Origin of the sequence: Bacteroides sp. B1-V-101 (assembly GCF_023656585.1) — a bacterium.
Taxonomy (GTDB): Bacteria; Bacteroidota; Bacteroidia; order Bacteroidales; family Bacteroidaceae; genus Bacteroides; species Bacteroides thetaiotaomicron.
This window is the reverse complement of the sequence record NZ_JAMOKH010000003.1, coordinates 120,821-143,477: the sequence shown is the minus strand read 5'-3', so window position 1 is coordinate 143,477 and position 22,657 is coordinate 120,821. Positions and strand designations below refer to the sequence as shown.

19 protein-coding genes and 2 tRNA genes are annotated in these 22,657 nt (G+C 42.5%); 9 read left to right on the top strand and 12 right to left on the bottom strand.

Features of this window, described 5'->3' with window-relative positions; all coding sequences use genetic code 11:
• The first annotated feature begins 143 nt into the window (after positions 1-143).
• Both NBH01_RS03655 and NBH01_RS03650 read left to right on the top strand, forming a co-directional pair.
• Positions 144-1,211: a LacI family DNA-binding transcriptional regulator gene (locus NBH01_RS03655; RefSeq protein WP_250699998.1), complete on the top strand. Its 1,068-nt coding sequence runs from the start codon at positions 144-146 to the stop codon at positions 1,209-1,211.
• Between the two features lie 26 nt (positions 1,212-1,237).
• Positions 1,238-2,677: a tagaturonate reductase gene (locus tag NBH01_RS03650; protein ID WP_061473266.1), complete on the top strand. Its 1,440-nt coding sequence runs from the start codon at positions 1,238-1,240 to the stop codon at positions 2,675-2,677.
• A gap of 117 nt (positions 2,678-2,794) precedes the next feature.
• Here the strand turns inward: NBH01_RS03650 and NBH01_RS03645 are convergent, their stop codons facing one another.
• On the bottom strand, positions 2,795-3,328 hold the full coding sequence (locus NBH01_RS03645; protein WP_011107470.1) for an FHA domain-containing protein: 534 nt from the start codon (positions 3,326-3,328) through the stop codon (positions 2,795-2,797).
• Between the two features lie 15 nt (positions 3,329-3,343).
• On the bottom strand, positions 3,344-4,441 hold the full coding sequence (locus NBH01_RS03640) for an HU domain-containing protein (RefSeq protein WP_011107471.1): 1,098 nt from the start codon (positions 4,439-4,441) through the stop codon (positions 3,344-3,346).
• An 89-nt stretch (positions 4,442-4,530) separates the two neighbouring features.
• Here NBH01_RS03640 and rfbC point away from each other — a divergent pair, with 89 nt between their 5' ends.
• Genes rfbC through NBH01_RS03625 form a run of 3 tightly spaced genes read left to right on the top strand, consistent with a single transcriptional unit; the run spans position 4,531 to position 7,247 of the window.
• Entirely contained in the window at positions 4,531-5,079 is a 549-nt protein-coding gene (gene rfbC / locus NBH01_RS03635; RefSeq protein WP_103877754.1) for a dTDP-4-dehydrorhamnose 3,5-epimerase, read from the top strand.
• Positions 5,080-5,098: 19 nt separating this feature from the next.
• A complete protein-coding gene (locus NBH01_RS03630) occupies positions 5,099-6,412 on the top strand; it encodes a UDP-glucose dehydrogenase family protein (protein ID WP_022472009.1) in 1,314 nt (437 codons plus the stop codon).
• A 37-nt stretch (positions 6,413-6,449) separates the two neighbouring features.
• Positions 6,450-7,247 (top strand): DUF4738 domain-containing protein, encoded by a 798-nt coding sequence (locus tag NBH01_RS03625; protein WP_011107473.1) that lies wholly within the window; start codon positions 6,450-6,452, stop codon positions 7,245-7,247.
• A gap of 11 nt (positions 7,248-7,258) precedes the next feature.
• Here NBH01_RS03625 and NBH01_RS03620 read toward each other — a convergent pair whose 3' ends face one another.
• Together NBH01_RS03620 and serB are read right to left on the bottom strand one after the other, a co-directional pair.
• A complete protein-coding gene (locus tag NBH01_RS03620) occupies positions 7,259-8,527 on the bottom strand; it encodes a DEAD/DEAH box helicase (protein WP_008765688.1) in 1,269 nt (422 codons plus the stop codon).
• Positions 8,528-8,574: 47 nt separating this feature from the next.
• Complete coding sequence (gene serB, locus NBH01_RS03615; RefSeq protein WP_008765689.1) at positions 8,575-9,804, bottom strand: phosphoserine phosphatase SerB; 1,230 nt, start codon at positions 9,802-9,804, stop codon at positions 8,575-8,577.
• A 268-nt stretch (positions 9,805-10,072) separates the two neighbouring features.
• On the opposite strand from serB, the gene NBH01_RS03610 reads away from it, so the two are divergent.
• The gene (locus tag NBH01_RS03610; protein ID WP_016267542.1) at positions 10,073-10,579 is read left to right on the top strand and encodes a thioredoxin family protein; all 507 of its coding nucleotides are present in this window, start codon (positions 10,073-10,075) and stop codon (positions 10,577-10,579) included.
• A gap of 178 nt (positions 10,580-10,757) precedes the next feature.
• Here the strand turns inward: NBH01_RS03610 and NBH01_RS03605 are convergent, their stop codons facing one another.
• Genes NBH01_RS03605 through lon form a run of 3 tightly spaced genes read right to left on the bottom strand, consistent with a single transcriptional unit; the run spans position 10,758 to position 15,451 of the window.
• Complete coding sequence (locus tag NBH01_RS03605) at positions 10,758-11,855, bottom strand: LptF/LptG family permease (protein WP_008761518.1); 1,098 nt, start codon at positions 11,853-11,855, stop codon at positions 10,758-10,760.
• Positions 11,856-11,858: 3 nt separating this feature from the next.
• Positions 11,859-12,989, bottom strand: coding sequence for a tRNA guanosine(34) transglycosylase Tgt (gene tgt / locus NBH01_RS03600; protein ID WP_118336918.1), 1,131 nt, complete (start codon positions 12,987-12,989; stop codon positions 11,859-11,861).
• Complete coding sequence (gene lon / locus NBH01_RS03595; protein WP_250699997.1) at positions 12,986-15,451, bottom strand: endopeptidase La; 2,466 nt, start codon at positions 15,449-15,451, stop codon at positions 12,986-12,988. Before lon ends, tgt begins: the two co-directional genes overlap by 4 nt.
• A 213-nt stretch (positions 15,452-15,664) precedes the next feature.
• Between lon and NBH01_RS03590 the strand changes: the two genes are divergently transcribed.
• Positions 15,665-16,378, top strand: coding sequence for a tRNA1(Val) (adenine(37)-N6)-methyltransferase (locus NBH01_RS03590; protein WP_250700010.1), 714 nt, complete (start codon positions 15,665-15,667; stop codon positions 16,376-16,378).
• 49 nt (positions 16,379-16,427) lie between these two features.
• Here the strand turns inward: NBH01_RS03590 and NBH01_RS03585 are convergent.
• The 3 genes from NBH01_RS03585 to NBH01_RS03575 all read right to left on the bottom strand — a co-directional run bounded on the left by NBH01_RS03585 (position 16,428) and on the right by NBH01_RS03575 (position 17,476).
• Positions 16,428-16,502, bottom strand: a tRNA-Pro gene (locus NBH01_RS03585).
• Between the two features lie 34 nt (positions 16,503-16,536).
• Positions 16,537-16,611 (bottom strand) — tRNA-Pro (locus NBH01_RS03580).
• Between the two features lie 127 nt (positions 16,612-16,738).
• Positions 16,739-17,476: a class I SAM-dependent methyltransferase gene (locus tag NBH01_RS03575; RefSeq protein ID WP_250699996.1), complete on the bottom strand. Its 738-nt coding sequence runs from the start codon at positions 17,474-17,476 to the stop codon at positions 16,739-16,741.
• Between the two features lie 147 nt (positions 17,477-17,623).
• On the opposite strand from NBH01_RS03575, the gene NBH01_RS03570 reads away from it, so the two are divergent.
• A complete protein-coding gene (locus tag NBH01_RS03570) occupies positions 17,624-17,818 on the top strand; it encodes a hypothetical protein (protein WP_008761523.1) in 195 nt (64 codons plus the stop codon).
• A gap of 478 nt (positions 17,819-18,296) precedes the next feature.
• On the opposite strand, the gene NBH01_RS03565 is transcribed toward NBH01_RS03570, so the two are convergent.
• Positions 18,297-19,574 (bottom strand): sensor histidine kinase, encoded by a 1,278-nt coding sequence (locus tag NBH01_RS03565; protein WP_250699995.1) that lies wholly within the window; start codon positions 19,572-19,574, stop codon positions 18,297-18,299.
• Positions 19,571-20,947 carry a sigma-54-dependent transcriptional regulator gene (locus NBH01_RS03560; protein ID WP_234117874.1) on the bottom strand — a complete coding sequence of 459 codons (1,377 nt, stop codon included), beginning with the start codon at positions 20,945-20,947 and terminating at the stop codon, positions 19,571-19,573. The genes NBH01_RS03565 and NBH01_RS03560 overlap by 4 nt, the downstream gene beginning before the upstream one ends.
• Positions 20,948-21,164: 217 nt before the next feature.
• On the opposite strand from NBH01_RS03560, the gene NBH01_RS03555 reads away from it, so the two are divergent.
• Complete coding sequence (locus NBH01_RS03555; RefSeq protein WP_250699994.1) at positions 21,165-22,637, top strand: TolC family protein; 1,473 nt, start codon at positions 21,165-21,167, stop codon at positions 22,635-22,637.
• Positions 22,638-22,657 lie beyond the last annotated feature (20 nt).

The following is a 22,657-nucleotide window of genomic DNA, read 5'->3' as shown; positions in this document are numbered from 1 at the left end:
TATTGATTTTAAAGCTAATAGGTGTAAATCTTCGTTTTAGTTTTATTAACCGTTATCGAACACAAAAGTAGAAAATTTACTTGGAGTAACAAAATAATTCGTATATTTGCAGCGATTATTTATAATATTTAAGTTTTAGCACTATGGAGGACCAGAACTATACCATCAAAGACATTGCCCGTATGGCGGGTGTTTCCGCCGGAACGGTTGACAGAGTGCTGCACAATCGCGGCGACGTATCTCCTCAAAGCAAGGCTAAAGTACAAAAGGTATTGGATGAAATTCACTACCAGCCTAATGTATTTGCTATCGGACTGGCTGCCAAGAAGAAATATTCTTTCGTTTGTCTGATACCTTATTTTATAGAGCACGACTACTGGCATTCGGTAGTGGGAGGCATTGAGCGGGCACGTCAGGAATTGCGTCCTTTCAATGTGAGCGTGGATTATCTTTGTTACCAGCAAGGGGACAAGGAAAGTTATCTGGAAGTGTGTCGCAGGGTTGAAGAAAGTAATGTCGATGCTGTACTGATCGCTCCGAACTTCAGAAATGAGACATTGGCTTTGACAGACTATCTGCAAGCTAAAAAAGTAGCCTATGCATTCATTGACTTCAATATGGAGGAAGCGAATGCACTGACCTATATCGGACAGGACTCTTATAAAAGCGGATACATTGCCGCCAAAATATTAATGCGCAACTATCAGGCCGGCGAGGGGCAGGAGCTGGTTTTGTTCTTGAGCAATAATAAGAACAGTCCGGCAGAAATACAGATGCAACGGCGTTTGGCAGGATTTATGAGCTTTATCACCGAAGAGTATGAAGAGTTGGTGATTCATGAAGTGGTACTGAACAAGTCTAATCAGGAAAATAATCAAAAGACATTGGATGAATTTTTCCGGCTGCATCCGAAAGCTACGTTGGGTGTCGTATTCAATTCCAGAGTTTATCAGCTGGGCGAATATCTCCGTAGTGCGGGACGTAGCATGAAGGGGCTGATAGGATATGACCTTCTGAAAGCAAACGTGGAATTGCTGAAATCCGGTGATGTGCATTATCTGATCGGACAACGCCCGGGGCTGCAGGGATATTGTGGCGTAAAAGCTCTTTGCGACCACGTCGTTTTCAAGAAATCCGTTGAACCGGTAAAGTACATGCCTATCGACATTATGATAAAGGAAAATATTGATTTTTATTTCGAATTTGTATAATATCAACTTTATAAATTACAACTAACATGAAAGCATTAAACAAAGAAACAGCTCCTAAAGTACAACGTCTGGAGCGCATTATCCAATTTGGCGAAGGTAACTTTTTACGTGCATTTGTAGATTGGATTATTTACAACATGAACCAGAAGACTGACTTCAACAGCAGTGTGGTAGTGGTTCAACCGATTGATAAAGGTATGGTCGATATGCTGAATGCACAAGATGATTTGTATCATGTTAACCTTCAAGGATTGGATAAAGGAGAAGTGGTTAACAGCTTGACAATGATTGATGTAATCAGTCGCGCATTGAATCCTTATACGCAGAATGACGAGTTTATGAAGCTGGCTGAACAACCGGAAATGCGCTTTGTTATCTCGAACACTACAGAAGCCGGAATCGCCTTTGATCCGACTTGCAAACTGGAAGATGCTCCCGCTTCATCTTATCCGGGCAAGCTGACTCAATTGCTGTATCATCGTTTTAAAACATTCAACGGTGACAAGACGAAAGGTCTGATCATTTTCCCTTGCGAACTGATCTTCCTGAATGGCCACAAGCTGAAAGAAACGATTTATCAGTATATCGACCTGTGGAATCTTGGCAATGAATTCAAGACTTGGTTTGAGGAAGCTTGCGGAGTATATGCGACATTGGTAGACCGTATCGTTCCGGGATTCCCTCGCAAGGATATTGCTGCTATCAAGGAAAAGATACAGTACGATGATAACCTTGTTGTGCAGGCTGAAATCTTCCACCTGTGGGTAATTGAAGCTCCGCAGGAAGTGGCAAAAGAATTCCCGGCTGATAAGGCAGGGCTGAATGTGTTGTTTGTTCCGTCGGAAGCTCCTTATCACGAACGCAAAGTAACTTTGCTCAATGGTCCTCACACGGTTCTTTCTCCGGTAGCATACTTGTCGGGTGTGAATATCGTGCGTGATGCTTGCCAACATGAGGTAATCGGTAAGTATATTCATAAAGTGATGTTTGATGAATTGATGGAGACATTGAATCTTCCGAAAGAGGAACTGAAGAAGTTTGCAGAGGATGTATTGGAACGTTTCAACAATCCATTCGTCGATCATGCGGTAACAAGCATTATGCTTAACTCATTCCCGAAATATGAAACTCGTGATCTTCCGGGATTGAAGACTTATCTGGAACGTAAAGGGGAACTGCCGAAAGGACTGGTACTCGGATTGGCTGCTATTATCACTTATTATAAAGGTGGTGTACGTGCAGACGGGGCTGAAATTGTACCGAACGATGCTCCTGAAATCATGAACTTGCTGAAAGAGCTTTGGGCTACCGGTTGCACGAAGAAGGTTACCGAAGGTGTACTGGCAGCAGAGTTTATCTGGGGCGAAGATTTGAATAAGATTCCGGGACTGGCAGCAGCTGTAAAGGCTGATCTGGATTCTATTCAGGAGAAAGGTATGCTTGAAACGGTAAAGGGTATCCTTTAAGTAAGTAATATCATATAAAAACAGCGTCACTGTTCGTTGTGAATGGTGACGCTGTTTTTATGTGTATATATGATATCAAAGATAGTTCTGATAGAAAGGAGAAAAACAGTTTTCTTTCTATTCAGCTTCAGCTGTATGAAGAATGAATGTGGTAGCTCCGATAGTTACGATTGCTCCGTCTTCCATGCGGACGCGGTCTTTATCTCCCAGAATCTCATTCATGAGAAAGGTACCTGTGAGGCTGGGGGCGTCCCGTAATGTGTAGACAAGCTTTCCCTGTTTGTTACGCTTCACATTAATGATGCAGTGGCGTCTGTCCATACTCATGTCACCGCTTTCGATCGGAGTATTGATAACGGTACCCACGCAACGACGGCCTATCACATTATCACCTTCTTGCAACGGAAGTACTTGTTTGAAACCAAACACGTTTTCAATAACCGTAATATAACCGAATTCTTCTTTATGAACCTCCGCTTCTTCTTCCAGGTTCTCTTCCTTTCTAAGGGCTTTTACTTTACTTTTTCCGAGACGGATGCTGAATTGTTTGCCACAATGTTCGCATTCGAATACAAGCGATTGACCTTCGCTGTATTTGGTTTCATCAAAAAAAAGGTAATTCTCACATTTAGGACAAAGAACTCGTTTCATGTTTCAAAAGGGGATTTATTTTGCCAGTAACCAGGCATTCTTATAAGTTTCGTTTTTTCTAAGCTCCAGTAGTTGTTTGGTAGCTTCTTCGCGATTTCCGAATGAACGGATGCTGACACGTACTTTGCCATCGCTGTTCAAGGCTTTCGCTTCGGCAAATCCTTTTGCCTTTAATTGTTCTGCCATTGCTTCAGCATCTTTCAGACCGATTCCTCCTGCTACGATAATGTGAAAGGGATGATTGGCCTGTGGCTGAACTGCGGGTGCAACCGGAGTTGTCACTGCGGTTGTAGTCGGTATTGTTGCTGTCGGTGCGGCCGGTGTTGTTTCCTGCTTGGCAACCTTGACTTCTTTGACAGCGATAGGTCTTGAAGTTCTGGCTTTATCAGCGGTAACTTTCTTCGTCTGACCAGTCGCATTCTTTTGATTATGCTTTGTTTCTACAGAAACAGGAGTGACTGCAACCGATTGTTTTTCTATTTGCTCAAAAAGCTCGGCAGGCAGCAACTGGGCATAATTGTTCTTCTCGACATACGTATTTTCTACAGGAGTAGAGAATGCGAAGAACATAACGATAACGGCAATCATTGCCGCAGCATTACGAAGAAGGGTACGGCTGATGCTGATTTCATACGTTTTCTTTTCTTTCGTTAGACTGGCAGGTACCAGTATTCTTTCTTTTCGCTGCAACGCAGAGAGCTCACGCATCTCAAAAGAATCCAATCCATATAATGAAGGAGTCGTTATCTTATGATCATAAGGAGTGAATTCGTAGTTCCCGTAAATGTTATAACGGATTTCACCCACGTTTTCCAAATCGGCTTTACCTTCTTCATGAAGAATCTCGACGAAGGCGTTCACTTCTTTCTCCACCATACGGGTAGCATCGGCAAAACTGGTGTCATGCGCAGACATATAGGACTGTACCAACACGCCGTCATTCAGTTTAAGCTGAGAATTGAAACCGATGATACGGGTAGGAGGTAAAAAAAGATTTTCTTCTTTTACATAGGTTGCGGGAGCGTAGTGTGCTACGAATCCGCCAAAATTAGGAACGATTACGCAATCGTTCTCTAACAACAGAGCCTCTATGTGTTGTGCTAATTCAATCATAGTGCAAAATTAAGAGATTAATTGAATATATCCCAGAAAACTTCGAAAAAATCACTACTTTTGCATCGTTTTACTTATTACTACTAACGATGAACTATATACAGACAGAAATAGATGGGGTGTGGCTGATAGAACCCAATGTTTATTCTGATGAACGGGGCTACTTTATGGAAGCCTTTAAGAAAGAGGAGTTTGAAGCGAAAATCGGTCCGGTAGACTTTGTGCAGGATAATGAATCGAAATCGTCCTTTGGCGTATTGCGGGGACTGCACTATCAGAAGGGTGAATACAGCCAGGCAAAGTTAGTTCGCGTTCTGAAAGGAAAGGTGCTGGATGTTGCTGTCGATTTGCGCCGGTCGTCACCGACTTTTGGAAAACATGTCAGCGCATTGCTCAGTGAAGAAAATAAAAGGCAGTTTTTTATTCCCCGTGGTTTTGCTCATGGCTTTGTGGTGTTGAGCGAAGAAGTTGTGTTCATGTATAAGGTAGACAATAAATATGCTCCGCAAGCGGAAGCGTCTATAGTATATAATGATGAAACGTTAGGCATCGACTGGATGCTTGGGGAGTCGCAGATGCTTTTGTCGCCCAAGGATAAAGAGGGCATGGCTTTCAGAGATGCTGTATATTTTGAATAAACTCTAACAAACGATAGATATGAAAATAGCGATTGTCGGAACCGGTTATGTTGGTTTGGTAACTGGAACATGTTTTGCTGAAATTGGCGTAAATGTAACTTGTGTAGATACGAATAGCGAGAAAATAGAATCTTTGCAGAAAGGAGTGATTCCGATCTATGAGAATGGATTGGAAGAAATGGTACTTCGCAATGTCAAGGCAAAAAGACTGAAATTCACGACTTCGCTTGAGAGTTGCCTGGACGATGTTGAGGTTATATTTAGTGCTGTCGGTACGCCTCCGGACGAAGATGGCAGTGCTGATTTGAGTTATGTGCTGGAAGTTGCCCGCACCATCGGTCGTAATATGAATCAATATAAATTGGTAGTGACGAAGAGCACGGTTCCTGTAGGTACTGCGCGCAGAGTTCGTGCCGCTATACAGGAAGAACTGGATAAAAGAGGAGTGAACATTGAGTTTGATGTGGCTTCCAATCCGGAATTTCTGAAAGAGGGCAATGCTATCAGCGACTTTATGAGTCCGGACCGTGTAGTGGTAGGAGTGGAGTCTGTTCGTGCGGAGAAACTGATGTCGAAACTCTATAAGCCGTTTTTATTGAATAACTTCCGTGTTATTTTCATGGATATCCCATCGGCTGAAATGACGAAATATGCGGCTAACTCTATGTTGGCAACCCGTATCAGCTTTATGAATGACATCGCGAACTTGTGTGAACTGGTAGGTGCCGACGTAAATATGGTACGTAGCGGTATCGGTTCTGATACTCGTATCGGACGCAAGTTCCTATACCCAGGTATCGGATATGGTGGCTCTTGTTTTCCTAAAGATGTGAAAGCATTGATCAAGACTGCCGAGCAAAACGGGTATACTATGCGTGTACTTCGTGCGGTGGAAGATGTGAATGAGGCGCAGAAAGGAGTCTTGTTTGAAAAACTGATGAAGCAGTTTAATGGTGATTTGAGAGGTAAGACCATCGCCTTGTGGGGATTGGCTTTTAAACCGGAAACGGATGATATGCGTGAGGCTCCGGGATTGGTATTGATCGATAAACTTCTGAAAGCAGGTTGTCAGATACGCGCATATGATCCGGCTGCAATGAATGAGTGTAAACGTCGTATCGGTGATGTTATTTATTACGCCCGCGATATGTATGATGCGGTACTTGATGCTGATGTCCTGATGTTAATTACCGAATGGAAAGAATTCCGTCTGCCTTCATGGGCTGTCATCAAAAAGACTATGAATCAGCAAATTGTGTTGGATGGACGCAATATCTATGATAAAAAAGAAATGGAAGAGCTCGGATTTATTTATTCATGCATTGGTAAATAAGATAATTAGAGTATCTTTATACACAAAATTTAGACAAATGACGAAATATGTAGCGATATCGTTAGTAGCGATCTTGCTCGCAGCATGTAACAGCAGTAAGAATCCGCACTCTTCCTCCGGACAAGAGGAGGATTTGAGTGCGAAAGAACTGCTGCAAGGAATCTGGCTGGATGATGAGACTGAGAGCCCGTTGATGCGTATAGAAGGGGATACCATCTATTATGCAGATTCGCAGAGCGCTCCTATTACATTCAAAATTATACGGGATACTCTTTATACTTATGGCAATGATACTACCTATTATAAGATAGATAAGCAGGGGGAGCATATTTTCTGGTTTCATTCGATTGCAGATAATATGATCAGATTGCATAAATCTGAAGATCCTAATGATTCGTTATCTTTTGTCGGTCAGGAAATGATTATTCCCACCTATACGGAAGTAACGAAGCGCGATAGTATTGTGAACTATAATGGTAGCCGCTATCGTGCTTATGTGTATATCAATCCATCCAAAATGAGGGTGATCAAGACGATATATACTGAAGACGGTATTAGTATGGATAATGTGTACTACGATAATGTGATGCACATTTGTGTGTATGAAGGCAAGAAGAGCCTGTTTGCCAGTGATATTACCAAGCAGATGTTTGAAAGTGTGGTTCCTGCGGATTTCCTGGTGCAGGCAATTTTATCTGATACTAAATTTGTAAAGGTAGACCGGAATGGTTTCCATTATCAGGCTGTTTTATCCATTCCGGAAAGTTCTATTTACAGTATAGCAAATTTGACTGTCAGTTTTAGCGGCAAGTTGACTATTACTCCGACGAAATAGCCAAATGTTTTTTAGTTTCTTGCAGGAGAAGAGGGGCGGTTATTGCCTTTTTTTCCATTGTTGTTATTCCTTTTTCCTCCGAAGCTTCTTCTTTTAGAACTGTCACCTCTCTTATTGTTGTAAGAGCGGGGCTTGTATTCCGGTGCTTCTCCTAATTCGGCGGGAACGGGAATTTTATATATTTCTTTTTCAAGAAAGTTCTCGATGGATTTGAAGTTGCTCTGTTCTTTCTCGCTGATAAAGGTGAGTGCTACTCCGTCATTGTTGGCACGTGCTGTACGTCCGATACGGTGCACATAATCCTCGCTGTCATGGGGGACATCAAAGTTGATAACCAATCGGATGTCGTCAATATCGATACCACGAGCAACGATATCCGTAGCAACCAGAATATTGATTCTTCCGGCTTTAAATTCGTGCATGACCACTTCACGTTGTGCCTGTTCAAGATCCGAATGCATTTCTCCTACATTCAGTTTCATCATTTTCAGAGCCTTTGTTACTTCTTTAACCTTGATTTTGGAGGAAGCGAAAATAATCACACGTTCGGGTACTTCGTCAGTAAAAAGGCTGCGTATGATACCTAGCTTCTGATTCTCGTAACATACATAAGCTGCCTGAATGATTTTATCTGCCGGTCTTGAAACGGCAAGTTTGATTTCCGCCGGATTATTCAGAATTGTTTTTGCCAGTTGCTGTATTTTGGCAGGCATAGTTGCCGAGAACATGATTGTCTGTCGTTCTTTCGGCAAATATTTCACGATTTGCATGATATCTTCGTAGAATCCCATATCAAGCATACGGTCTGCTTCGTCCAGTATAAAATAAGAAACCTTGGAAAGATCTACGTATCCAAGGCTTAAATGGGCTATCAGCCGTCCGGGAGTAGCTATTACTACATCTGCACCTAACGTAAGTCCCTTCTTCTGTTGTTCGAAAAGGATTCCGTCATTTCCACCGTATACGGCAACACTCGATGCGGGCATAAAATAGGAGAAGCCTTCCATTTGCTGGTCGATTTGCTGCGCCAATTCCCGGGTAGGGGACATAATGACACAGTTAATGGCATCTTCGGGATGTCCTCCTTCGGATAACTTATTCAGGATAGGCAGCAGGAATGCTGCTGTTTTACCAGTGCCCGTTTGTGCAACTGCTATCAAATCTTTACCTTCTAGTATGATTGGAATTGCTTGTTCCTGTATAGGCGTGCACTCGTCAAATCGCATGGCGTCAAGCGCATCAAGCACATTTGCATTTAGTTTTAGTTCGGAAAACTTCATTACTTCTTTTTATTTGCCGACAAAGATAAAATAATTTTTGGTCTCAATTACATATTCAAATAAGAATCTTTGAATCCCAGGAAATAGAGCACTCCGTCAAGCCCGATGGTATTGATGGATTGTTTGGCATTTGCCACTACTTTGGGCTTTGCGTGGAAGGCGATTCCCAGTCCGGCGATTCCCAGCATAGGAAGGTCGTTGGCACCATCTCCAACGGCTATCGTCTGAGCAATATCTACTTTCTCTACCTGAGCGATCAGACGGAGGAGTTCGGCTTTTCGTTTGCCGTCTACTACGTCTCCCAGATAGCGTCCGGTTAATTTGCCATCTACAATTTCCAGTTCGTTCGCATATACGTAATCTATGCCGTATTTCTTTTGCAGATACTGACCGAAATAGGTGAATCCTCCGGAAAGAATAGCAATTTTGTATCCATACTTTTTCAGTACATACATCAGGCGGTCTACTCCTTCCGTAATAGGAAGGCTTTCTGCTATTTCCTGCATGACTGATTCATCCAGTCCTTTTAACAGGGCCACACGACGTGTGAAGCTTTCTGTAAAGTCTATTTCTCCACGCATGGCGCTTTCTGTAATGGCCTTTACTTCATCACCTACACCTGCACGGATAGCCAGCTCGTCGATTACCTCAGTTTCGATCAAGGTAGAATCCATATCGAAACAGATCAGACGGCGCATACGGCGGTACATATTATCTTGCTGGAAAGAAAAGTCCATCTCCTGTTCGCTAGCCAGCTGCATCAGTCGCTCCTGCATGGCGATACGGTCTTTCGGGGTACCGCGTACGGAGAACTCGATACAGGCACGGGTACGGGTATCCGTTTTGTCCTCATCCAAAGGAATACGCCCCGTCAGACGTTTGATGGCATCAATGTTTAAGTCTTGTTCTGCTAGTACGCGGGTAGCGGCAGAGATCTGTCGGGCGGACAGTTTGCGGCCCAATACCGTCAGTATATAGCGGTTTTTCCCCTGCATACCTACCCAGTTCTCATACTGGTCGGTTCCTATCGGTTCGAAACGAATGGTTACTCCCAATGAAGATGCCTTAAACAGCAGCTCCTTCATTATGAATCCGGAATGCCTTTCTTCGCTTCTGAAAAGAATGCCTAACGACAACGTATTATGGATGTCCGCCTGTCCGATATCAAGGATAGTAGCGTCATACTTGGCAAGTATTTCAGTTACGGAAGCGGTAAGTCCCGGACGATCTTCGCCGGTAACTCGAATCAGAATCAATTCAGTATTTGATGGTTGCATAAGAAAATAGACTTTAACGCTGCAAAAGTAGGGAAAAAAGTTCGTTTTTATGCTAAATAACATAAAAAGTTATACCCGAAAAGTAAGAAAATGGCTTGTTTTTTTGGAAGTTAATTTAATAATTACTTACCTTTGCACCCGGTTTCAAAATTAAAGGCACTGATAATCAGCGGATTCCTCTTCGCCTGATGCCTGAAAAGACAACGTTTCGGGAAGAAACCACTGTTTAAGGACAGTCCCCGGATAGTATTAACTAAAACCGAATTACATGAATTCTTATGTAAAATGGATTTTTGTTGTATTACTGATTTGTTCCTTGACCGCTTTCGTTGAGAAAGACAAACCTACCGGAGGTTTGAGTGAGGGTGACGTAGCCCCTGATTTTAAAATCGAATCTGCGTCGAATGGGCAACCGGCTTTTAAGTTGGGTAATTTGAAAGGTAAATATGTGTTGCTTAGTTTTTGGGCAAGTTATGACGCGCAATCCCGGATGCAAAACGTAAGTTTGAGCAATGTGCTTCGTTCTTCCCGTAATGTGGAAATGGTTTCTGTTTCGTTTGACGAATACCAGTCAATCTTTAAGGAAACCGTTCGTAAGGACCAAATAGTTACGCCCACTTGTTTCGTGGAAACAGAAGGCGAGGACTCCGGATTATTTAAAAAGTACCGTTTGAATCGGGGGTTCACAAACTATTTATTGGATGGAAATGGTGTGATTATAGCCAAAAACATCTCTGCTGCAGATCTTTCTGCTTATGTAAGTGAGGTTGGTTGACAATCTCGAAAAGAGTAAGGAGAAAGAGGGATTTTCCGAATCACCCATTTGGTGATTAAAATGGAGAATAGACAAAAGAGGAAATGGATACAACAAAAAAGTTCCGCCTGTACTTGCTTTCGGCAAGAATAGGCGGAACTTCTATTTTAGATCTCCTTGATCTAAGTTTTATGTTTCCTTATTTAGGTGCTTTCTGATACAGATAGAATGCAATGCCTGCATAGAGGATATTGGGAATCCAGACTGCAATTGCAGGAGGCACGTTACCGTTTATGGCAAAGGTAGAAGTGATTGTCTGGAACAGGATATAAGAGAAACTCAGTCCTAATCCGATACCCAGATGAAGTCCCATACCCCCCTTCGTTTTTCGTGATGAAAGAGAAACTCCGATGATTGTCAGAATAAACGAAGCAAATGACATTGCAATTCGTTTGTGGTACTCAATTTCAAACTCCTTGATATTGGCAAATCCACGTCGTTTCTGCTTTTCGATATATTCGCTCAGTTCCGGACTGGTCAGCATCTCCTGTTGATTCTTCATGATCAGGAAGTCTGACGGGTCCATATTTATGATAGAGTCGATCCGGTCTCCTTTGGTGATCTTTTCTTTTAGTCCGTCCAGTTCACGTACCATATAGTCGTGAATGGTCCATTTGTTGACCGTTGTTGTATCGTAGGTGATACGGCGTGCCGTTAAGTGGGAAACAAGTTTCTTGTCGACAAACTTATCCAATGAAAAGCGGTTGCCGGTTTTCATTCCGTCATTGTAATTATCGATATAGGCTATGACACCACTGTCCACTTCCAGCTGCACGTTCCGGACCGAGTTGACTTTCTTGGGTTTGATGTATTTATCTTCAAAGTTCAGACGGGTAACACTGCCTTTGGGAATGATGAACGAACTCATCATGAATGTTGCCGCAGCAATGATGGCGGCAGAGATCATATAGGGGCGCATCATTCTTTTGAAACTCATACCAGTGGAGAACATGGCAATGATCTCAGAGTTCTCCGCCAGTTTGGAGGTAAAGAAGATAACGGCGATGAATACGAACAGCGGACTGAACAGATTGGAGAAGTAGGGGATGAAATTCATGTAGTATTCAAAGATGATCTTGTCCCAAGGGGCTTCATGCTCCATCAGCTTGTCCATCTTCTCGTTGAAGTCGAATACCACCGCAATTGAGATAATCAATGCAATGGCAAATACGTATGTCCCCAAGAATTTCTTGATGATATACCAATCCAGCCGTTTTATTAATCGATTGCTTTTCATTCTTTATAATCTTGTTGACACTCTTTTTACCATCATCGGCTTCCAGGTAGAGAAATCTCCGGCAATGATATGTTTCCGGGCTTCACCTACCAGCCACAGGTAAAATGCCAGATTGTGTATAGAAGCAATTTGCATTGCCAGTAGTTCTTGTGCGTGGAAAAGGTGACGCAAGTATGCTTTGCTGTATAGCGTGTCTACAGCAGAAGCTCCGTCCGCCTCGATGGGAGAGAAGTCTGTTTCCCATTTCTTGTTTCGCATATTGATGATGCCGTCTTTGGTAAACAACATGCCATTTCGTCCGTTTCGGGTAGGCATAACACAGTCGAACATATCGACTCCGCGTTCAATGCCTTCAAGGATATTTACGGGGGTACCGACTCCCATCAGATAGCGGGGCTTGTCTTTGGGAAGAATCTCGTTGACAACCTCTATCATCTCGTACATCTTATCTACCGGTTCGCCTACGGCCAGTCCGCCGATTGCATTGCCATCCGCTCCTTTGGAGGCGACGAATTCAGCGGATTGCTTACGCAAATCCTGATAAACACATCCTTGCACGATGGGGAAAAGAGACTGATTGTAACCGTATTTCGGTTCAGTTTCATTGAAACGCTGAATGCAACGATCGAGCCATCTGTGTGTCAGTCCTAATGACTTTTTGGCATACGCATAATCCGAATCTCCCGGAGGACATTCATCAAAAGCCATCATGATGTCAGCACCGATGGTACGTTCTATATCCATCACCTTTTCCGGAGTAAAGATATGTTTGCTGCCATCGATATGCGAGCGGAATTCGGCCCCTTCTTCCCGAAGTTTTCGTATTCCTGCTAATGAGAATACCTGAAAGCCACCGCTATCGGTCAGCATAGGACGATCAAAACCATTGAAGCGATGCAGTCCGCCTGCCTTTTCAATAACGTCCAGTCCCGGGCGTAAGTATAAATGATAGGTGTTGCCCAGAATAATCTGTGCCTGGATATCTTCTTTCAGTTCTGTTATATGCACTCCTTTAACCGTACCCAGTGTTCCCACAGGCATGAAGATAGGTGTTTGTATCTGCCCGTGGTCTGTTGTTATCAGACCGGCACGGGCATTACTTTTAGTGTCTGTATATTGTAACTCAAATGTCATTCCTGGCTGGGTTTCTTTACAGATAAATCAATGGCATCCGCAACTTTTTCGTCTGTCAGCGCAATTGCGAATACTTCTTTTATGTCGTTTACATAGTGGAATTGCAGTCCTTTCAAATATATGTCCTGAATTTCATCTATGTTTTTTTTGTTTTCGGCACTCATGATAATTTCCTTGATTCCGGCACGTTTGGCGGCAAGAATCTTCTCCTTGATGCCACCGACAGGAAGCACTTTGCCACGGAGGGTGATTTCTCCTGTCATGGCAAGATTGGCTTTCACTTTCCGTTGAGTCAGGGCAGAAGCTAAAGAAGTGGCCATGGTAATACCAGCTGACGGTCCGTCTTTCGGAATAGCACCTTCGGGCACATGGATGTGTATGTTCCAGTTGTCAAAGATGTCTTCATTCAGATTGAGGATTGAAGCGTGTGCTTTGATGTATTCAAGTGCCAGCATAGCTGATTCTTTCATTACATCTCCCAGATTACCTGTTAGTGTAAGACGTGCACCTTTACCACGGCTCAGACTCGTTTCTACAAAGAGTATTTCACCGCCGACGGCAGTCCATGCCAATCCGGTGACTACGCCTGCATAGTCATTTCCCTGATACTTGTCACGTGTATACTCCGGCGCTCCCAAGAATTCATACAAATCAGTCGGTTTAATCTCTGATTTGGCGAAATAACCGTCTGTTGCATATTGACGGGCAGATTTGCGGAGAATCTTGCCGATTTTCTTTTCTAGTTCACGGACGCCGCTTTCACGGGTATATGATTCGATAATCGCTTCCAAAGTATCTTTCGGAATCTTGATATCCGTCTTTTTGAGTCCGTTTGCTTCCAGTTCTTTCGGCAACAGGTGCTTACGGGCTATTTCAACTTTTTCTTCTGTGATGTATCCGCTGACTTCAATCAACTCCATACGGTCGAGCAACGGGCCAGGGATCGTATTCAGATTATTGGCAGTTGCAATGAACAGTACTTTGGAAAGGTCATAATCTACATCCAGGAAGTTATCATGGAAAGAGGTATTCTGTTCCGGATCAAGTACTTCCAGCAAAGCTGATGACGGATCGCCCTGACGGTCGGCACTGACTTTGTCGATCTCATCCAGTATAAATACAGGGTTAGAGGCTCCTGCCTTAATCAGGCTCTTGATGATTCGTCCGGGCATAGCGCCAATATAAGTTTTGCGGTGACCACGAATTTCTGCTTCATCGTGCACACCACCCAAAGACATACGGACATATTTTCGTTTCAGTGCTGATGCGATGGATTTTCCGAGGGATGTTTTCCCAACTCCCGGAGGGCCGTACAAGCAGATAATAGGTGATTTCATATCGCCTTTCAGTTTTAATACGGCAAGGTGTTCCAGAATACGTTCTTTTACTTTTTCCAGTCCGTAGTGGTCTTTATTCAACGTCTTTTCTGCATTTTTCAAATTCAGATTATCTGTTGTATAAACACCCCAAGGCAGGTTGAGCATTGTTTGCAGGTAGTTGAGCTGTACGCTGAAGTCCGGTGATTGCGGATGTGTACGTTCCAGTTTCGCCAGTTCCTTCAGGAAAGTATCTCTTACTTCCGCATTCCAGTGCATTTTAACTGCTTTCAGGCGCATTTCTTCAATTTCCTGCTCCTGACCGCTACCGCCCAGTTCATCCTGGATCGTTTTGATCTGTTGCTGGAGGAAGTATTCACGCTGTTGCTGATCGATATCCTCACGGGCACGCATTTGGATGGATGCCTTGATTTCTGCCAGCTGTACTTCGCGATTCAAGACTTCCAATAGATGATAAGTACGCTCTCTTAGTGAGTTGATACTTAATAAATCCATCTTCTCATCTTTCTTGAATGGCAGGTTGGCACAAATGAAATTAATGAGGAACATCGGATTACTGATGTTTTTTATAGCAAATGACGAGTCCTGATGCATTTCTGATGATTTGATATAACGCATCGTCAAGTCCTTGCATGTTTCCACCAGAGCCTGAAACTCTTTATCGTCTTTGTTTGGGACATCTTCTTCCAAAAGTTCGACCTCGCCCTTCAGATAAGGGTGTGTATCTACAATATCTTTCAGACGCAGACGTTTCATTCCCTGAAGGATGACTGTTGTTGTCTGGTCAGGCATTTCCAGTACCCGTACAATTCGTCCGACAGTGCCGACATTGTGCAAATCTTCCAGTTTGGGGGCTTCCGTGTGTGCCGATCTCTGGCAAATCACTGCAATATCTTTGTGTTTCTTTTCAGCTTCGCGAACCAGCTTTAATGAAGCCTTTCTGCCTACTGTAATAGGTAAAAATACTCCGGGAAACAACACCATATTACGAAGGGGGAGAACCGGAAGAATATCACCGGATTTTATATTCACATCAAACACATGTTCGTCATTGCCATCATAGTCGGTAATCAGTGAGAAGCCGTTCTCACCAACTTCTTCTTCCAATAAGTATCTTTCTTTCATCTTTTCGTTTTAATTTAGTTTATGTCATACATAATATGCATAAATCGTTTGCAAAGTTAATTGATTCTCTTTAATAATAAAGCACAGTATGGAATAAAAACACAAAAACAATGCCAAAATATCGGGCGGTAATGGATTTATTCCATAATAATTATTTATTTTTGACGGTTTTCAGCAAAGATCAGTAAAAAACAGGTTTAGATGGCTAATAAGATGGCGAATCCTTTCTTTCAGTTTAAGCAGTTTACAGTATGGCATGACAAATGTGCCATGAAGGTAGGTACGGATGGGGTACTTTTAGGGGCGTGGGCTTCTGTTCAAGGAGCACATCGAATTTTAGATATTGGAACCGGGACGGGGTTGGTTGCTTTGATGCTGGCTCAACGTAGTCTGCCGGATGCAAATATTGTGGCGCTGGAAATAGACGAAGCCGCTGCCGGGCAGGCTAAGGAAAATGTAGCCCGTTCTCCCTGGAAAGATAGGATAGAAGTGGTGAAGCAAGACTTTCTCTCCTATCAGTCTCCGGATAAATTTGATGTGATCGTTTCCAATCCTCCTTACTTTGTGGATTCACTTAGTTGTCCGGACCAACAGAGAAGCATGGCGCGACATAACGATTCTCTGACTTATGAAAAGTTGCTGAAGGGTGTGGCTGATTTATTGAAGAAGGAAGGTACTTTTACAATCGTAATACCGACAGACGTGGCTGACAGGGTGAAGACTGCAGCTTCCGAATATCATTTATATGCAACTCGCCAGCTAAATGTAATAACCAAGCCGGGAGGAACTCCAAAACGGACCTTAATTACTTTTTCTTTTGACAATGGAGGATGTACTGTTGAGGAGCTGTTGACTGAAGTAGCCCGTCATCAATATAGTGAAGAGTATAAAGCATTGACCCGTGAATACTATTTGCATTTGAAATAATATTTTTGCACAAATAAAAAAGGAGTTACTTAATGTAACTCCTTTTTCGTCGGGGTAGCGGGATTCGAACCCACGACCCCCTGCTCCCAAAGCAGGTGCGCTAACCGGACTGCGCTACACCCCGAAAACTTTTAACCGAACTCCCTTTTTCTTTGTAGTCGGGGTAGCGGGATTCGAACCCACGACCCCCTGCTCCCAAAGCAGGTGCGCTAACCGGACTGCGCTACACCCCGCTACTTTTAAAGGGTTGTTCTTTTCAAAAGCGGTGCAAAGATAGGGAGTATTTTTTAATTATCAATAACTAAATGAATGTTTTTTATTGATTAAATTACAATCGACTGAAATTCATCTGTTTGCAAATCAACTTTTTTTCTTGGCAGAAATAAGAAGCATCATTGGACGCCGAAGTTCGTCTTGCATTTCCGGAATAGCATCCAGCATCATTTCACTCGGTTGGGGCTCTATCAATTCACAAATTTCAAATCCGGTCTGAAGAAGACTATTAATATATGTAGTTAAAGTCTTATGATACTTCACGACTTCTTTTCCTAAAAAAACAGCAGTACGTTTGCCTTCACTGAAATAGCGGTCTACAGGCCAGTGAGCACGTTTTCCATCTTGGTCGTAATACCAATCCTGATTACCATAGGCTGTGAATATCGGATGCTCTACTGAAAAAACAAAAGAACCTCCTGCTGTGAGGCAGCTGTTGACTTTACGGCATATATTAATAAAAGATTCCAGATAATGAAAGGTCAAGGAACTGATTACGATATCATAAGTATCCGGTTGAAAGTCGAAATCCTCGATTGCCATACATTTATATTCGATGAGTGGTGAAGAATTTCTTTTTTGAGCTTCTTCCAGCATCTTCCCGGAAATATCAATTCCTGTAACATACTTTGCACCATGTTCGATGGCATAGATACAGTGCCAGCCAAATCCGCAGCCTAAGTCCAGTACTCTCTTGTCTGTAAAGTCTGGTAGCATTTTCTGTAATATATGCCATTCTCCGGCACCTTGCAATCCTTTTACAGAGCGTGACATTTGAGCATATTGGCTGAAGAAGCGGTCATCGTCATATTTATTTTCTTTCATAACTTCAATGAGGTTCATATTAGATGGGCAAATATATGCATTTATGCGATTATTGGGACGAATTAACTGAAAATAAAATCAGATAAAATGAACCATCTTTTGCTGTTTTCTGTTTTCAAAGTAGAAAACTAAAAATGAAAAAGCCATATGAAAACGGAAAAACAAAAAGAAACGAATGAAAAGGAAGTTCATTTGTTAGAACAAAAAGGATATGAAAGAATGGTCAATGAGATTGTTCCGGTACAACAAGCGGAAACTTACCGTAAACCGACCCAGAAAGCGGTAAAAGATGCTGTAAAGGAGTTGAATCCTGATACAAATAGTTTGGGTAGCAGAGGATGATTGAGTCCTCTGCTATTTTAAGTAGACGATCAGCAGGCTTAATGAATATTCGGGCTATACCGGACTCAGATTAGTCTATTCGTTTAGTGAAAAAACGATCATTCTGAAAAAAAGAATATTTAAACAGGCAGGAAGGGCTATAATTACATCTGTCATAAGCTAAGAATCAATAAACGCCTGCATTTTTAAATAGGGAAGTACATAATTTTATTAATTGTCTGATATACAGATCGACTTGAACTGCTCTTTCCCTTGTTGCTAATCATTAAGCTGGATGAATGGCTTAATGATAATCATTATGCTACTTCTTACCTTGCTTATAATTCTAATAAATCAGATGAAAATAAGCACCGAATCGCCTTTTTATCTCTTTCCCATGAATGAAAAATAGGTTCCTCGGTGAGCAAGGTAGCGTTGGTTTAAAACCAACGAGGTGTTCCTTAAGAATAGCACATCAAGATGCAAATATCAAAGGCTCTTATTTAGGAAAAGTAAGGATAAAACTGCTTCCTTTACCTACTTCCGACTTAACATTAATACTTCCTTCGTGCAAAGTCATGATTTGCTTGCATAAACTTAATCCGATACCTGAACCGGATGTTTTGGTGGTAAAGAAAGGAACAAATATTTTATCTAATACATCGGGCAGAATACCTTCTCCATTATCAGATATTGTTAATGTAGTATTTCCGGCAGAAAGTCTTTTTACTTTTACCTGAATCTTCTTATCTGATTTCCGACTGCATGCTTCACGGGCATTTTTCAGTAAGTTGATAAGAATCTGTTCTATTTGTGTTCGGTCCACATTTAATTTTAGTTCGGGCGAGGGAATCTCAAACTGAAACTCTTCTTCCGGAAATAATTTCTTTAAATCCGTGAATAATTCCGCAATAGAAATTTGTGTACGAATAGGAGCAGGGATTCGTGTGAGCCGGCGATAGTTCTCTACAAATTCCAGTAATCCTTTGCTTCTTCTGTGAATGGTCTGCATGGCTTGCAGCATAACAGAATATTCTTTTTCTCCCAGTTGACTGGGGATTCCTCTCTCGCTTAATGTTTCCGAAAGAGAAATGATTGGTGTGATAGAGTTCATGATTTCATGAGTCAGCACGCGTATCAGCTTTTGCCAGGCTTCCATTTCATTGCGTTCCAATACAGAATGAATGTTTTTTAAACTGATTAACTGCTGTTCTCTACCTTGAGTGGCAAATGTAGTGCGTGATATGGCCATTTCCAGCACAGTGCTATTTTGTTCGATACGGATGACGGGGGTGTCATGGGCAACAGAAGCCTTTAGCAATGTTTCCGGCAATTGTGATATTTGTCCTAAGTGCATAATGGCCGCTTGATTCATCCATTCTATATGTCCGGCTTTATCGGCAACAAGCACTGCCGTATCAACTTTGTTCAATAAGTTCTCGTAGTATTGGTGCTTGATCTCTTCTGCTAGCAATCTTCCCCGAAAATCTTTTAAAGTATCCGAAAGTTCTTCCGCCCATTCATTCATTATTTTGTTTTTGAAAGGTGGATGGAAAGTTTGCATCATGTCATTATAGCGAAGGCCGTCTGTCAGTCGTCGCAATAGGGCAATTTGTTTGAACTGCATACGGTAAAGGTGTATCGCCGTGGTTATCAGTAATATAAGGCTGATGGTAGTGCTGAACCATAACTGCTTTTGAAATAACAGGTAGCTACCGATAGAAAACAGTACTATCAGTAAAATATGTAAAATTACTCTGAATGCAAATCGTCTCATAAGCCTAGTTTTTCAAGTTTGCGATATAAGGCAAAGCGGGTAATGCCTAAATAGTCGGCAGCACGTGAGATATTCCCTTCACTAAGTTTCATTGCTTTTTCAATGGTTTGCCGTTCCAGTTGTTCAAGGTTCAAAACAATTTCTTCTTCCTTTTTTTGCTTGGGGGTGACGTGGAACTGGAAGTTTTCGGGTTTTAACAAAGAACCGTCTCCCAGTATTACGACACGTTCCATTGTATGTTGCAACTCCCGTACATTGCCCGGCCACGTATATTTCAGCAACTTATTTTTGGCTTCCCGTGTCAAGCCACGCATTTCCTTTTTATATTTGCGTGCATAACGGTCCAGAAAATATTCGGCAAGCAGAATGATATCATTCCCACGTTCGCGGAGCGGGGGGATATGTATTTCAATTGTATTAATACGATATAGTAAGTCCTGACGGAAACTTCCTTCATCCACCATACAGCGAATATCCGCATTCGTTGCGCAAATCAGACGAACATCAATAGGCACGGCCTGTGTGCTTCCTAAGCGGCTGATCTGCCGTTTTTCGATCGCAGTAAGCAGCTTCGATTGCATGGGAAGCGAAAGATTGCCGATTTCATCAAGGAATAAAGTACCATTGGTGGCAACTTCCATCCGTCCGGCTTTTGACTTTTTAGCATCGGTGAAAGCTCCTTTTTCAAATCCGAACAGTTCACTTTCGAAAAGTTGTTCGGGGATACTTCCCAGGTCGATGGTGACAAAAGGTTTGCCGTATCGGGGAGAGCAGCGGTATAACAGTCGGGCAATCACGTCTTTTCCCGTTCCGTTTTCTCCCAAAATCAGAATGTTGGCATCTGTACTGCTAAGTTTGTTTATGGTTGCGAATACTTCCTGCATGACCGGAGATTCTCCGATAATATCCCCTTCCGGAGAACTTTGTCCGCTGAGTGCTTCTACTTGCTCTTTTAAGATGTTTACCTCCCGTTGAGATTGGCGCAGACGCATACCGGAGGTGAGAGTAGCCAGCAATTTCTCCTTCTCCCAAGGTTTGGGGATAAAATCTGTTGCACCGGCTTTAATGGCCCGTACAGCTTTATCTGTATCCGCATATGCAGTCATGAAGATGACAATAGCTTGCGGATCAATCTGCAAAATCTGCTTCAGACTTTCAAAACCTTCCTGACCGCTAATTGCGTCACGGCTGAAGTTCATATCTAATAAGATAAGATCGGGCTGAAAGGTAGTCATAAAATGTTCAATCCGGTCGGGAGTGGTAGCTACCTTTATCTTTTCTGTATAAGGTTCGAGTAGTAGATTGAGGGCAAAGAGCACATCTTCGTTATCATCTACAATGAGTATCTTTCCTAGTTTGTTGACTTCATCCATAGGGTATGGGGTATAATATGATTCGTTACTTATCCTAAAGTTTTAATGCAAGGGCAAAGATATGGATAATAATCATGTGTTGTATGTGCGATTGCGCACTAAATTTGTGCGTATTTGCACGCTGCTTGTAACAGTGTAGTAAATGTAAATAGCTGAAATAGAATGAAATATAAGAATGGCACAAGTTTTGAATAGTAAATAACAAATAAATCTAAGAATGAATCTGAAAATACTCTATATAACACTCGGAATCCTGTCGACTGAACTGCTGGCTGCTCAAAATCAAACAATGGAGATGTCGTTGGAGCAGGTGGTGAAAATAGCCCGTCTGGAATCACCCGATGCACAAACTGCACGACATAGCTTTCGTTCCGCTTACTGGAACTACAAATATTATCGGGCTAACTATTTGCCATCTTTGAGTTTGTCATCCGATCCTAATCTGAATCGTGCCATCAATAAGATTACAATGGGGGACGGTTCCGTTAAGTTTGTCGAGCAAAATCTGTTGAATACCGATCTGACTTTGAACCTGTCGCAGAATATTCCCTGGACCGGAGGTTCTCTTTTTCTCGAAACATCTGCGCAACGTATGGACTTGTTCAGCGAACATAAATACTCATGGCAAACTTCTCCTGTCATGATAGGATATCGCCAGTCGCTTTTTGGTTATAATAGTCTGAAGTGGGATAAACGTATAGAACCGGTACGCTATCAGGAAGCCAAGAAAAGTTATGTGGAAACACTGGAACTGGTTTCCGCCAATGCAATTAATAAATTCTTCGCTTTGGCTACCGCTCAAAGTAATTACGATATTGCTTCTTTCAATTATGCAAATGCCGACACGCTCTATCGTTACGCTCAGGGGCGCTACAATATAGGCACGATCACAGAGAATGAAATGCTGCAGTTAGAATTGAATCGTCTGACCGAAGAAACAAATCGTATGAATGCCCGTATAGAAATGGATAATTGCATGCAGGAACTTCGTTCTTATCTGGGCATTCAGGAAGATCGGGAACTTCGTGTGCGTATCAACTCACAAGTACCGGATTTTAGTGTCAATCTGGATGAAGCATTGGCATTGGCATACGAAAACAGTCCAGACATACAGACGATGAAACGAAGAAAACTGGAAAGTGAGAGTGCTGTGGCAAGAGCCCGTGCCAATGCGGGGCTGAAAGCAGATATTTATCTCCGTTTCGGACTGACGCAGACTGCCGAAAAGTTGCCGGATGCTTATCGGAATCTGTTAGACCAGCAATATGTAAGTCTGAGTATCGCTCTTCCTATTTTAGATTGGGGAAGAGGGAAAGGACAAGTGCGGGTAGCCCGTTCCAATCGTGATCTGGTATATACGCAAGTGGAGCAAAACCGGACGGATTTTGAATTGAATGTCCGCAAACTGGTGAAACAATTTAATCTGCAAACACAACGGGTACGTATCGCTGCCCGTACAGATGAAACGGCTCAACGAAGAAATGAAGTTGCCCGCAAACTTTATATACTGGGAAAATCCACTATCCTCGATCTGAATGCTTCCATTGCCGAGAAAGATAGTGCCCGCCGTAATTACGTGTCGGCTTTGTACAATTACTGGAGTTTATATTACACACTTCGAAGTATGACACTCTACGATTTTGAACGAAACATGCTGTTGACCGAAGATTACAATCTTCTGATAGAATAGCAACTTACTCATTCAGCTGT